Below are 12376 nucleotides of genomic sequence, written 5' to 3'. Positions count from 1 at the left end.
CCCGGACGAGCAACCAGTCAGCGGTACGGCGCACCCACACGTCCGCGACCCGGGCGTCCTTGGCGTGCCGCCGGATGTTGGTCAGCGCCTCCATCACCACCCGGTACGCCGACGTGGACACCTCCACCGGGAGCCCCGCCGTGCTGCCGTCCACGTGCAACCGGGCGAGCACCTCACCCGCGTTGCTGAACTGCTCCAGCAGCGGGGCCAGCTCGTCCACCCCGGCCAGCGGCGCGAGCGGCGCGTCCGGCCGGGCGTCCGGATCACGCAGCACCCCGACCATCCGGCGCATCGAGGCCATCGTCTCGGCGCCGGCCGCCTCGATCTGCTCCAGCGCCAGCAGCACCCGTTTGGGGTCCTGCTCGGCGATGAACCGCGCGCCCTGCGCCTGCACGACGATGCCGGTGACGTGGTGGGCGATGAAGTCGTGCAGGTCCCGGGCGAACTCGGCGCGCTGCTCGGCCCGGACCGAGTCCATCGCGCGTACCCGGGTCGACTCGATGATGCGCAGGTAGACCGCCAGGGCGATGACCGCGGTCGCGACCAGCCCCAGGGCCAGGCCGGCGATGACGTAGTCGGCGCCGGTGCCGGCCCGCAACGGCATGAACCCGATCGCCATGCCGAGCAGCAGCACGGCGCCGACCGCCCACCGGCTGTTACCCCGGCGGCACACCACGAACAGGACCGCGAGCAGTCCGACCGACTCGGCCAGGCCGAAGCTGCCCCCGACCCCGCTCGACGCACCGCCGATCCCGATGGTCAGCAGCAGGGAGAAGCCCGCCAGCAGCATGGCCGCCTTGGGCAGCCGGGCCGAACCCTGCCGGTGGGCGGGCAGCCAGACGGCGGCCGTCGACAGGGCGCCGATGAACAGCACCAGGCCCAGGGCCGGCCCGCCCGCGGACACGCCGGAGGCCAGGTCGATCAGCCCGAGCATCGCCATCAGCAGCAGGGTGGCGAGCTGGGCGCCCCGGCGGATCAAGTTCGGTCGCGTCAACATCGTGACCCAGCGTAACCGCTGCTCAACGCGCCTCCATCGGCCGAAAGACAGATCCGCCGCGGCTGCCGATCCCCGCTGCGGGCTGATGTGCGCAGTGCCACCCGACCATCAGGCTGCTCCCAGTTTCACCGACTAGTGGAGGACCCCAGATGAGAACGCAGTCCCCGGCCGCCGCGCCGACGTCGTCGATGGCCGGCCCCGACGACGGCATGACCGCCGTCGCCGCCGTGGACCTGGTCAAGGTGTACGGCAGTGGAGAGACCGCCGTCCGCGCCCTCGACGGCGTGACGGTCGGCTTCGCCCGGGCCCAGTTCACCGCCATCATGGGACCGTCCGGCTCCGGCAAGTCCACGCTGATGCACTGCCTGGCCGGGCTCGACACGGCCACCTCGGGCCGGGCGCTGCTGGGCGGCACCGACCTGACCGTGCTCAGCGACAAGGTCCTCACCCGGGTCCGCCGCGAGCGGATCGGCTTCGTCTTCCAGTCGTTCAACCTGCTCCCGCAGCTCACCGCCGAGCAGAACATCACCCTGCCGCTGGACCTGGCCGGCCGGCGGGCCGAGTCCGGGCTGTTCGCCCACCTCGCCGACGTGCTGGGCCTCAACGGCCGGCTCACCCACCGGCCCAGCGAGCTCTCCGGCGGCCAGCAGCAGCGGGTCGCCCTGGCCCGGGCGCTGGTCTCGCGCCCCGAGGTCGTCTTCGCCGACGAGCCGACCGGCAACCTGGACTCACGTTCCGGCGCCGAGGTGCTGTCGTTCCTGCGCAACTCCGTCCGCGAACTCGGCCAGACCATCGTCATGGTCACCCACGATCCGGGCGCCGCCGCGTACGCCGACCGGGTCGTGCTGCTGGCCGACGGCAAGGTGGCCGGCGAACTCGACCGCCCCGACCGCGCATCGATCGCCGACGCCCTGCAGCACCTGGGGACGTACCGATGAACGTGCTCCGTACCCAGCTCGCCGGCGTCTCCCGGCGCCCGGCCCGGCTGCTGCTCACCGGCCTGGCCATGCTCGTGGCGTCCTTCGTGGTCTACGCCACCGTGCTGGCCCAGCAGATCACCGAGCGCACCATGCTCGACGGCCTCAGCGGCACGCCCGCCGCCGTCGACCTCGTCGTCGGCGGGGAATCGGACACCGGCAACATTCCGTCCATCACCCGCGCCGACCTGGCCCGGCTCCAGGCGGTGCCCGGCGTCGCCGAGGCGACGGGGCGGACCGAGTTCGGCGGCCAGACCGGCAGCGACTACCTGAACCTCACGGCCGACCCCGGCAGCGGCCCGCTGGCCGTCGCCCACGTCACCCAGGGCCGGTACCCCTCCGCGCCGGGCGAGATCGCGGTGACCCCGCGCACGGCCGACCGGATGGGCCTGCCCGTGGGCAGCACGGTCTCATTGGTCACCAGCTGGGACGACGACGGCAAGCCCGGAAAACCCGTGCGGCTCACGGTCACCGGTGTGGCCGACGCCCGCGACGACTACGGCTTCACCGCGTACGCCCCGACGGCCACCATCCTGGCCCTGAGCCCCGACACCACCCTGTTCAAGGTGGACCTGCGCCTGGCCCCGGGAGCCGACGCCACCGCCGTCCGCGCGGAGCTCGACCGGATCGTGCAGAGCATGCCGGCCCCGCCCGAGGGCGCCGAACGCGCGCTGATCCGGGCCGGCGCCGACGTGCGCACCGACGAGGCCAACCGGGCGGCCTCCGAGCTCAACGAGCTCTTCGCCGTCGTCGGGATGTTCGTGGCCATCGCCGTGGTCGCCGCCGGGCTGGTCGCCACCTCCACGTTCCGCATCGTGTTCGCCCAGCGGATGCGCCAGCTGGCGCTGCTGCGGGCGGTCGGCGCCGGACGCAGCTCGATCAGCCGGGCGCTGGCCGCCGAGGGCGCACTCACCGGATTCGTCGCCGGCCTGGTCGGCGTGCTGGGGGCCCTGGCCGTCGGCCACATCCTGCCACCGGTGCTGCGCGCCTTCGACGTGGCGGTGTCCTCGCCCGGCCTCCCGGTGCTGCCCGCAGTCGGGGTGATCCTGCTGTCCGTGCTGATCACCGTGCTGGCCGTGCTGGCCCCGGCGTTCTCGGCCGCGAAGGTCGCCCCGCTGGAGGCGCTGCGCTCGGCGAGCACCACCGGCGGCCGGCGCGACATCGGCAAGCTGCGCTGGGCGTTCGGGCTGCTGCTCACGCTGATGGCGGCCGGCGCGGCCGCGTACGTGATCGCCAACCTGCCGGACCGCGACACGAAGAACTACACGCCCGAACCGATGCTGCTGACGGTGGTCATCTCCGGAGCACTGGCCTTCTTCGCCCTGATGGCGCTGGGCCCGGTCCTGGTCCGCCCGGTACTGGCCACGGTGGGCTGGCCGCTACGCCGGCTCGGCGCCGTCGGCCGGCTCGCGGTGGGAGGAGTCGGCGGAGCACCCCGGCGAGCCGCGGCGGTGTCGGTCGTGGTGGCGCTCGGCGTCACTCTGATCGCCGGCGTCGTGGTGACGGGAGCCTCGGTCCGGGTGCTCGCCGACCGCGAGATGGCCTCGGCCGTACCCGCCGACTACGAACTCGCCGCCAACGCCGACGAGCGCGTCCCGGCCGCCCTGGTCGACCAGGCGAAAGCCAGCCCCGACCTGGCCCACGTGACGCCGTACCGGCGCCTCGACACGGTCACGATCGGCGGCAACGAGTCACAGCTGCAGGCCACCGACCTCGACATGGACGCGCTGCCGACCATGAAGAACATCGACGTGTCGGCCGGCACGCTGACCGGCATCAAACCCGGCGCGGTGGCGATCTCGGGCTTCGCCACGGACCTGTCCGGGCTGGCCGTCGGCGACACCACAACGCTGACCAGCGGCAAGAAGAAGCTCCAGGTCACAGTCGCGGCGGTCCTGCCGGACACCGGGCCGCTGCAGTCGTCCCTGCTGCTGGACCCGGGCGACCTGACCAAGCTCGGAGCGCCGGCGACCTACTCCGGACTGCTGGCCGACGCGGCAAAATCGGGCGAGGACGGGCGTACCGCCGGCCAGAAGGCCATGCAGCAGCTGGTCCAGGGCCGCACGGGCCTGGGCGTCACGGTCCTGGCCGACCAGCGGGACCAGTTCAACCTGATCCTGAACGGCGTCCTGGCGGTAGCGATCGGCCTGGTCGGGCTGACGGTGCTGATCGCAGTGGTCGGCGTGGGCACAACAACGGCGCTGTCGGTGGTGGAAAGGGTCCGCGAATCGGGCCTGTTGCGGGCGGTGGGCCTGTCCCGCGGCGGCCTGCGAGCGATGCTGACCGCGGAATCAAGCCTCTACGGCGTGATCGGCGCAACGATCGGCCTGGTCCTGGGAGTGCCGTACGCCTGGCTGTCGATCAAGGCGCTGGGGGTGAACGCGCCGCTGGCCCTGCCGGTGTGGCAGCTGGCGGCGGTGTTCCTGACGCTGGTGGTGTTCACGGCGGTGGCCGGGGTGTTGCCGGCTCGGCGGGCTTCGCGGGTCAGTCCGGTTGCTGCGCTGGCTACTGACGGGTGATCGGGCGGGAGCGGGGGTCGCCCTCGGCGGTTCGTTGACGCCGGGGGTGGCCCTCGTTCCTGCTTGGCCGCTCTTCCCTCCGGCCGTGCCGTGGCCTTCTCTCTGGTCCTTCGATGCCGGGCCTTTCGTGCTCGTCCTTTGTCCCTGGGCCTTCCACGCCGCGTCTTCCATGCGGCTGCTATCCGGCTGTGCCTGGCTTGTGCCGCCTTCCGTTCCTTCCGCGGCCCCCGGGCCCTCCGGGCCTTCCGTTCCCGGTCCGTCTGCGCCTCTCGCTCCGCACGCTCTGTGCCGGTCCGTTCGCGTCTCTGTCCGCTCCGTTGTGCCGGTCCATCTGCGCCTCTCCCTCCGCACGCTCTGTGCCGGTCCGTGGGCGTCTCCTTCCGCTCCCGCTGTGCTGGTCTGTCTGCGCCCCTCTCCTCCGGTGCGGGTCCGTCTGCGCTTCTCCGCTCCCTCTGTGCCGGTCCGTCTTGCAGGCCCATGTCCGCGCCGACTTCGGGCGTTCGCGGCATCGTTGTTGTCGTACCCGGCGGATAGATTTCTGGGGTGACCGATCAGCCCGCAGACCTTCCCGCCGAGATCGTGCCGCTTGATCCTGCGGATCTCGCGGCGGTGGATCCCGAGCTGCGCGAGCCGTTGCCGACGATCATGGCGGCGACTCCGCGGCCGTTGACCCTCGACGTGTTGCCGGCCCGGCGGGCGCTCGGCGCCGAGCTGCGGCCCACCGACGAGTTGTTGTCGCGGGACGGCCGGATCACGCTGGAGACCCGGCAAGCGGGGGAGACCAGCGTCCTGATCGCCCGGCCCGCCGGGGTGGAAGGGCCGCTGCCCGGGGTCGTCTACCTGCACGGCGGCGGGATGATCGCCGGAGATGAGCGGAGTGACCTGCCCGGGGTCCTGGAGTGGGTCGAGCAGGTCGGCGTCGTGCTCGTCTCGGTCGCGTACCGGCTGGCGCCCGAGCATCCGTACCCGGCCGGCGTCGAGGATTGTCACGCCGCGCTCACCTGGACCTTGGCCCACCTGGACGAGCTGGGCATCGACGGCCGGGTGGTGCTGGCCGGCACCAGCGCCGGTGGTGGGCTGGCGGCGGGGACAGCGCTGCTGCACCGCGACCGCGACCGCGGCGGTGCGGAGCTGGCTGGGCTGCTGCTGATGTGCCCGATGCTGGACGACCGGAGGGTGGACGCGCCCGTGCGCCCGTACGACACGTGGAGCTCGGTCTCGAACCTGACCGGCTGGACCGCCCTGCTCGGAGCCGCCCGCGGCGGCCCGGACGTCCCGCCCTACGCCGCGCCGGCGCGCGCCACCGACCTGTCCGGTCTGCCGCCGGCCTTCATCGACGTGGGCACGGCCGACATCTTCCTGGACGAGGACGTCACCTTCGCCCAGCGGATCTGGGCGGCAGGCGGGCGGGCCGACCTGCACGTGTGGGCGGGCGGATTCCACGCGTTCGACCACCTGGTCCCGGAGGCGCAGATCTCCGGCGAGGCCCGGGCCGCGCGGGTCGGATGGCTGCGGCGAATCTTCCAGGCCGGTCCCTACGTCACCGTGTAGTGCGCGACCGTGTCCTCGCGGCCGATCAGGAACTCGTCGTCCTCGGGATAGAAGACGGCCCGGGAGATGTCCGAGCCCGCGAAGCCCTGGATCACCTCGATCGACTCCCACCAACTCAGCGTGACGACCTCGGTGCGGCCGTCACCCAGATCCCGGGTCCACATCTGCGCGTCGACGTTGCCCGGCGTGCCGCGGTAGGCGGCCATGCCGGTCTCCTCGATGTAGGCGACATATTCGGCGGCCCGGTCGGTGGCGACCCAGCCACGCCACATGCGTGCGATCACCCGTTCGACACTAGGCCGTGCACCATCCGCAGGACCAGCCCCGCGGCCAGCGCCGGATCGTCACCCACCACCCCGAGCGCGTCGTACGCCGGGAACGACGTCGCCGCCACCACCCCCGCCAGCACCGCCTCGTCCTGCCTGGCCGGCGCTGCCTTGTCCTGCCCGGGTGGCACTGCCTTGTCCTGCCCGGGTGGCACTGCCTCGCCCTGCCCGGCCAGCAACCGCCGGAACTGCTCGCGCCGCCGGTCCTCGCGTGCGGCCAGGTGCGCCGCGATGCCGGCGTCGACCGCGGCCAGCCCGAAGAGCGGCCGCAGCACCGCGCGCTCGCCGTGCCAGAAGCGACAGGTCTGCTCGACGACAAAGGCCAGCGCCTCGTCGGAGCCCAGCTCACGCGACGCGGTCAGCAGCTGATCCTTGCCGGCCCGGCTGGTCAGCTCGGTGAGCACCGCGTCGAGCAGCCCGGCCTTGTTGCGCACCTGGTTGTAGACGGTGACCCGGGTGACCCCGGCCCGGGTGGCGACGGCTTCGAGGGTGAACTCCCGCCACGGCACGGTGGCAAGCAGCTCGCGGGCAGCGGCGATGACCGCCTGCCGGGTCGCCGCGGTGGCGTCGGCTCGCCGCATCGTCACTCTCCCAAACGCTTGACGCCGTGTATAGCGAGTCACTATACACGCTGTATGACGAATGGAACCTTGATCGAGTTCGGCGGGCTACCGGGCACCGGCAAGTCCACACTGGTCGCTCATCTCGCGGACTGCAGCGGCGCGGTGTGGCTGCGCATCGACGAGATCGAGGGCGCGATGCGACGCAACGGGCTGACGGCGGGCCAGACCGGGGTGGCGGCGTACTCGGTCGCCCACGACGTCGCAGCAAGCCACCTCCGGCGCGGGCTCACGGTGATCGCGGACGCCGTGAACCCGGTGGAGGCGGCCCGTCTCGGCTGGCGTGATCTGGCCCGGTCGGTGCAGGCCCGGCACGTCGTGATCGAGACTTCCTGCCCGGACGCGGCCCGGCTCGACCGGATCGCCGAGCGGGAACCGGATCTGCTCGTCCCGCTGGCGGCGGACGCCTATGAGCCGCGCAGCGATGAGCGGCTGATCGTCGATACGACCCGGCCGCTGAGCGAATGCCAGGCCGACGTGGTCCGCCATACTGGCTTCACGAGGTAACTGACGCACCCGCCACGGCCCATGCCGGGTGCTTCGGCGGAGCAGGCCGGTCGCGTCTCACACCACCTGCGCCACGTACTCGAAGGCGGCGCGGTCCCATCCGGTGCGGCTCGCCGGATCGCCGCGACCGCCGGGCCAGGATCGCCGGGATCGTGCCGGGCCGGGACCGGGACCGGGCCGGGTCGGGATCGTGCCGGGTCGGGATCGTGCCGGGTCGGGATCGTGCCGGGCCTGGATCGTGCCGGGCCTGGATCGCGTCGGGTCGGGATCGTGCCGGGCCCGGCGGTAAGACTGGTCGCCGCCGTCGCCCACTAACCTGGACGTTTCCACGCCCGGCATCCCTGCCCGGGCTCGCCGCGAGGCCGGACGACGTGGTGGCCGGCGCCGGGAGGCCCAAATTCGGCCGGGACCCCGCGATAGTGGCGACTGGTCGCCTGACGAGGGGAGTTGGGTCTGCGTGAGTGACTGGCCTCTGGCCGAGCTTCGGCTGACCTGCCGCGAGGTCTCCTTACGGCCTGTCCGCGAGGTGGACCTGCCAGCGTTGGCCGCGATCCTGCCGGCCGACTTCGAGCAGGACCCGCGCCTCGAACTCTTCCCGGGCCTGAGCGCCGAGGCGAACCAGCGCCGGCTCTTCTATCAGGGCTACTGGAAGTCGCTAGGCACGTGGTCACCCTCGGCGTGGGTGCTGCACTTCGCGGTCACGTACCGGAACGAGCTCGTCGGGGTGCAGACCCTGGAGGCCGAGAACTTCCCGGCGCTGCGAACCGTGGATTCGGCGTCCTGGCTGGTCCCGGGCGTGCGCGGGCGCGGGCTCGGGGTGGCGATGCGAACGGCGGTGCTCGGCCTCGCCTTCGACCACTTGGGAGCGGTCGCGGCGGTGTCGTCGGCGGTCGCGGGCAACGCGGCGTCCCTAGGGGTGTCGCGCCGCATCGGTTACGCCGAGAACGGGGTCGGCCTCATCGTCGTCCCCGGTGGCGAGGTGGCTGAGCTGCGGAACTTCCGGCTCACCGTGGACGCCTGGCGGGCCGCGGGACACGGTAGCGATGTGACCGTCGATGGGCTCACGCCGTGCCTGCCGTGGTTCGGCCTGCCCTGACCTCATCGGTGCGCCGGCGGGAGGGTGAACCAGAAAGTCGCGCCCCGCCCGTCCTCGCCCTCGGCGTGGATCTCGCCGCCGTGGCGTTCCACGGCCCGGTGCACGGTGGTCAGGCCGATGCCGTTGCCCGGGAAGTCGGCCGCGTTGTGCAGCCGGGCGAACGGCCGGAACAGCTCGATCGCTTTCCCGGACGGGAAGCCCGCCCCGTTGTCACGGATGTGGTACCTCGGGCTCTCACCCGGCCCGCTCCAGCCGACCTCGATCACGGGCTCGGTCACCCGCCGGGTGAACTTGCAGGCGTTGTTGATCAGGTTTTCCAGGATGACCCGGACCAGCCCCTCGTCACCGTCGGCGGTCATGTCGTCCGCGACCGTGAACCGGATCTCCCGGCCCGGTTCTCGAGCCGTGACCTCGCCGATCACCTGCCAGGCCGTCGCGGTCAGGTCGAAGCGTTCCCGGCGTAGCTCACCACGGCTGGCCCGGGCCAGGATCAGCAGCGACTCCACCAGATCCGCCATCCGCCCGGCCGCGGCGTGGATGCGTTCCACCCGGTGGCGGACCTGCTCGCTGAGCGGTTCGTCGTCCTCGTCCAGGATGGTCTCCGCGAAACTGCTGATCACCTGCAACGGGCCGCGCAGGTCGTGCGAGACCGAACCGCTGAACGCCTCCAGCTCGCGGTTGCGCCACTCCAGCTCCTCGACCAGCGCCGCCCGGGTCTCGGCGAGCTGCCGCGCCGCCCGTTCACCGGCCGCGTCGAGCTCGCGCCGCATCAGCTCCTCGCGAATCCGCCGGCTCTCGTCGAGGGACTGCTTGCGGCGGATCTGCCCGCGTACGTGGGCCCGCAACGTCTCCGGCCCGTCGGCGGAGCGCACGTAGTCGTCGGCCCCCGCGGCCAGGCAGTCCAGCATGGCGTCGTCGTGGTCCCCGATCATGATCACGGGGGTGTCGCCGATCTGCGGAACCTCCTTGATCCGGCGGCAGATCTCCCGGGCGTCGGCACCGGCGCCGTCGAGACTCAGCACGATGCAGTCGACCGGTTGCGCCGCCAGCAGATCGAGGGCGTCGTCGGCGGTGCCGGCGGGCACCACGTCGTACCCGTCATCGCGCAGCGCATCGCCCAGCGCGAGCAGCCGTTGCCGGTCCGACGTCACGGTGAGAACCTTGCCCGGCCCGTGCAGGCTTCCGGTGACCTCGATGGGCAGTTGCTCGGCGCTCGTCCGCAGCACGGCGGCGAGCTTGGCGAGCACGACGGCGAGGTCCTGCTGCTTGCGGACGAACGCGTCGGCGCCCGCCTCCAGCATCTGCACCTCGGTCGCGTAGTCGTCCGAAGCCGTCATCAGCAGGCACGGAATGTCCCGCAGCGCCGGATCGAGCCGCAGCCGCCGGATGACGGTCGCCCCGTCGATGCCCGGCATGACCCCGTCCACGATGACGGCCTGCGGCCTGCGGTCGGCCGCCGTGCGCAGGCCCTCCTCGCCGGAGTTGGCCGTGATGACGGCGTACCCCTCGGGTTCCAGCAGCTCCCGCAGCTTCTCCCGGAAGGTGATGCTGTCGTCGATGACCAGCACCGTAGTGCGGTCGTCGATGCGGAAAGGGTCCTCGCCGAGCAACTGCCGCGCCCGCGCCACGACATAACCGGCGTCGTAGGGCTTGCCGACGTACTCGTCAGCCCCGGTCCGCAGCCCGTGCAGCCGATCGGCGACCTCCGCCTCGCTGGAGAGCAGCACGGTGACCGTGCCTTCCCGGCCGGGATGGGCCCGCAACTCCCGCAGCAGTTCGACCCCGTCGGCATCGGGCAACAGCACGTCGAGCACCGCGACGTCAAAATGCGCGCCGGCGAACGCCGCCCGCGCCTCGGCGCCGTTGGCGCAGAGAATCGACCGGAAGCCGTCGGCTTCAAAAGCCTCGTGCAGATCCATCCGTACGGTGAGACTGTCATCGACGATCAGCACCGTGTGCTTGTCCACCGGCGGCCCGATACCGGTGCCGCGGCGCCCTTCAGTGCCGCGATGGGCCTGATGAACGGTGGTTGCGGACGTGGACGGCTGGGCGAGCCGGCCGACCGCCTCGTGGGTCGGGTGGCTCATCGCCGCACCCCCACGTCGGACGACAACTCACCGAGGCGCCCGGCTATCCGCGAGGGCGGCATGATGAAGCCGGCCGCGCCGAGCAGCGCTGCCTCCCGCGGCATGCCGTAGACGACACAGCTCCCCTCGTCCTGGGCGAACGTGTGCCCGCCCCGCGCGCGCATCTGCAGGAGGCCGAGGGCACCGTCCCGACCCATGCCCGTGAGCAGGCAACCGGCTGCCGTCGGGCCATACTCGGCGGCAACGGACTCGAAGAGCACGTCGACGGATGGCCGGCAGGAATGTCGGGGCGGTCCCTCGCTGAGCCGCAGGTGGCCGTCGCTGACCAGCAGGTGACGGTCCGGCGGGGCCAGCAGGATCCGGCCGTTGAGCATCCGCATGGACATCCCGTCCACGGCGTAGCTGACGTTGCGCCCGGTCTGTCCGGCGAGCCAGTCGGAGAAAGCCACGGCGAACGGCTCGCTGGCCGCGATGTGCTGCACGCACAGCACCGGCGGCGCGAAACCGGCCGGCAGTGCGCGAAGCAACTCGGTCAGAGCCCCGGGACCACCGGTCGAGGCCCCGAGAGCGACCACCTTGATCCGCGGCTCATCGGCGGTGAGCAGCGGGGGAGCGGCCGGCGGACGCACGGCGGGCTCGGGTGTCGTGCGGCTGCGGCCGTCGAGGCGCGCCCGCGGGTGCGTGATCACGCGGATCCGCGACACCAGCCGTACGGTCGAACACAGCCGGCGTGCCCACCCGGCGTCGGAATCGTCCCCACGCGGCTTCTCCAGCACGTCCACCGCGCCGGCGGCGAGTGCGTTGTAGGTGCTGAACAGCTCCTGCCGGTCGGCGGAGGAGACGACCAGGATCGGCGTGGGGAACTCGGCCATGATGTGCTCGGTGGCGACGAGCCCGCTCATCGTGGGCAGCATCATGTCCATGGTGACCACGTCGGGCCGCAGCCGTCCGACCAGTTCGACGGCCTGCCCGCCGTCGAGTGCTTCACCGACCACCTGTAGTTCGGGGTCGGTCGCGAGCGCCTCGCGCAGGGCGTGGCGCATGGTCGCCGAATCCTCGACCACCAGAACGCGGATCATGCGTGGCTCCCCTTTCGCATGGCCCGCCGACGGATGTCCCTGCTCCCGGTGCACCGGCTGTTCACGCTCATGCCGGCACCAACCGGCGGATGTGAGCGAGCAGCTCCTCCTGGTTGAACTCGCCCTTGACCACGTACGCGCTGGCCCCGACGGCCACGCCGTGCTGCCGGTCCTCGGCGCTGGCCCGGGAACTGACCAGGATCGCGGGCACCTCGGACAGCTCCGGATCCGCGCGCGTCTCGGCGACGAAGGTGAACCCGTCGATGCCCGGCATGTCGATGTCGGTGAGGTAGAGCCCGTAACGGCGGGACCGGGCCATGTCCAGGCCCTCCTCGCCGGAGGCGGCGAGGTCGACCTCGTACCCGGCCGATTCGAGGATGCTGCGTTCGAGCATCCGGGTGGTGAGCGAGTCGTCGACGACAAGGATGGGCAGGCGCCGGGGTGGCTCGGCCGGCGCGGTGCCGCCCGCGCCGAGCCGGTAGGTCTCCGCGATGAGTCCCTGGGCGTCCAGCACAAGCCGTGGATTGCCGTCGAGATCCATCGACACGCCGCCGATGACCGATGCCGCGGGGGCAAGGTCGGGCAGCGGCCGCACGACCAGCGTGGAGGTGCCCGCG

General features: G+C 72.2%; 11 protein-coding genes. 5 read left to right on the top strand and 6 right to left on the bottom strand.

Translation table 11 applies throughout. From position 1 onward, the window contains the following. On the bottom strand, positions 1-997 hold a 997-nt coding region (locus AB0C29_RS14425), incomplete at its 3' end, for a histidine kinase (protein ID WP_360820139.1). A gap of 209 nt (positions 998-1206) precedes the next feature. On the opposite strand from AB0C29_RS14425, the gene AB0C29_RS14420 reads away from it, so the two are divergent. The 3 genes from AB0C29_RS14420 to AB0C29_RS14410 all read left to right on the top strand — a co-directional run bounded on the left by AB0C29_RS14420 (position 1207) and on the right by AB0C29_RS14410 (position 6044). Continuing rightward, a complete protein-coding gene (locus AB0C29_RS14420; protein ID WP_360820142.1) occupies positions 1207-1935 on the top strand; it encodes an ABC transporter ATP-binding protein in 729 nt (242 codons plus the stop codon). Then, positions 1932-4493: an ABC transporter permease gene (locus AB0C29_RS14415; RefSeq protein WP_360820137.1), complete on the top strand. Its 2562-nt coding sequence runs from the start codon at positions 1932-1934 to the stop codon at positions 4491-4493. The genes AB0C29_RS14420 and AB0C29_RS14415 overlap by 4 nt, the downstream gene beginning before the upstream one ends. Positions 4494-5036: 543 nt before the next feature. Then, positions 5037-6044: an alpha/beta hydrolase gene (locus AB0C29_RS14410; RefSeq protein WP_360820134.1), complete on the top strand. Its 1008-nt coding sequence runs from the start codon at positions 5037-5039 to the stop codon at positions 6042-6044. Here the strand turns inward: AB0C29_RS14410 and AB0C29_RS14405 are convergent. Then, entirely contained in the window at positions 6029-6328 is a 300-nt protein-coding gene (locus tag AB0C29_RS14405) for a hypothetical protein (RefSeq protein ID WP_360820131.1), read from the bottom strand. The genes AB0C29_RS14410 and AB0C29_RS14405 overlap by 16 nt on opposite strands. Beyond that, on the bottom strand, positions 6325-6951 hold the full coding sequence (locus AB0C29_RS14400) for a TetR/AcrR family transcriptional regulator (protein ID WP_360820128.1): 627 nt from the start codon (positions 6949-6951) through the stop codon (positions 6325-6327). The genes AB0C29_RS14405 and AB0C29_RS14400 overlap by 4 nt, the downstream gene beginning before the upstream one ends. A 54-nt stretch (positions 6952-7005) precedes the next feature. Between AB0C29_RS14400 and AB0C29_RS14395 the strand changes: the two genes are divergently transcribed. Beyond that, complete coding sequence (locus AB0C29_RS14395; protein ID WP_360820125.1) at positions 7006-7497, top strand: AAA family ATPase; 492 nt, start codon at positions 7006-7008, stop codon at positions 7495-7497. Positions 7498-7954: 457 nt separating this feature from the next. Further along, on the top strand, positions 7955-8593 hold the full coding sequence (locus AB0C29_RS14390) for a GNAT family protein (protein WP_360820122.1): 639 nt from the start codon (positions 7955-7957) through the stop codon (positions 8591-8593). A gap of 2 nt (positions 8594-8595) precedes the next feature. On the opposite strand, the gene AB0C29_RS14385 is transcribed toward AB0C29_RS14390, so the two are convergent. The 3 genes from AB0C29_RS14385 to AB0C29_RS14375 form a co-directional block, all read right to left on the bottom strand. Further along, positions 8596-10680, bottom strand: coding sequence for a response regulator (locus AB0C29_RS14385; RefSeq protein WP_360820119.1), 2085 nt, complete (start codon positions 10678-10680; stop codon positions 8596-8598). Next, positions 10677-11759, bottom strand: coding sequence for a chemotaxis-specific protein-glutamate methyltransferase CheB (gene cheB, locus AB0C29_RS14380; protein WP_360820116.1), 1083 nt, complete (start codon positions 11757-11759; stop codon positions 10677-10679). Before cheB ends, AB0C29_RS14385 begins: the two co-directional genes overlap by 4 nt. 67 nt (positions 11760-11826) lie before the next feature. After that, the coding region (locus AB0C29_RS14375) for a response regulator (RefSeq protein ID WP_360820113.1) at positions 11827-12376 on the bottom strand (550 nt) is incomplete at its 5' end.

The organism is Actinoplanes sp. NPDC048791 (assembly GCF_040650095.1).
Taxonomy (GTDB): Bacteria; Actinomycetota; Actinomycetes; order Mycobacteriales; family Micromonosporaceae; genus Actinoplanes.
This window is presented reverse-complemented; position numbering and strand designations above follow the sequence as displayed.

What these genes read in the sequence shown, in the direction of transcription:
- AB0C29_RS14415 (WP_360820137.1), top strand. Translation starts at nt 1,932, where the DNA reads ATGAACGTGCTCCGTACCCAGCTCGCCGGCGTCTCCCGGCGCCCGGCC.
- AB0C29_RS14385 (WP_360820119.1), bottom strand. Translation starts at nt 10,680, where the DNA reads ATGAGCCACCCGACCCACGAGGCGGTCGGCCGGCTCGCCCAGCCGTCC.
- AB0C29_RS14400 (WP_360820128.1), bottom strand. Translation starts at nt 6,951, where the DNA reads ATGCGGCGAGCCGACGCCACCGCGGCGACCCGGCAGGCGGTCATCGCC.
- AB0C29_RS14395 (WP_360820125.1), top strand. Translation starts at nt 7,006, where the DNA reads ATGACGAATGGAACCTTGATCGAGTTCGGCGGGCTACCGGGCACCGGC.
- cheB (WP_360820116.1), bottom strand. Translation starts at nt 11,759, where the DNA reads ATGATCCGCGTTCTGGTGGTCGAGGATTCGGCGACCATGCGCCACGCC.
- AB0C29_RS14420 (WP_360820142.1), top strand. Translation starts at nt 1,207, where the DNA reads ATGACCGCCGTCGCCGCCGTGGACCTGGTCAAGGTGTACGGCAGTGGA.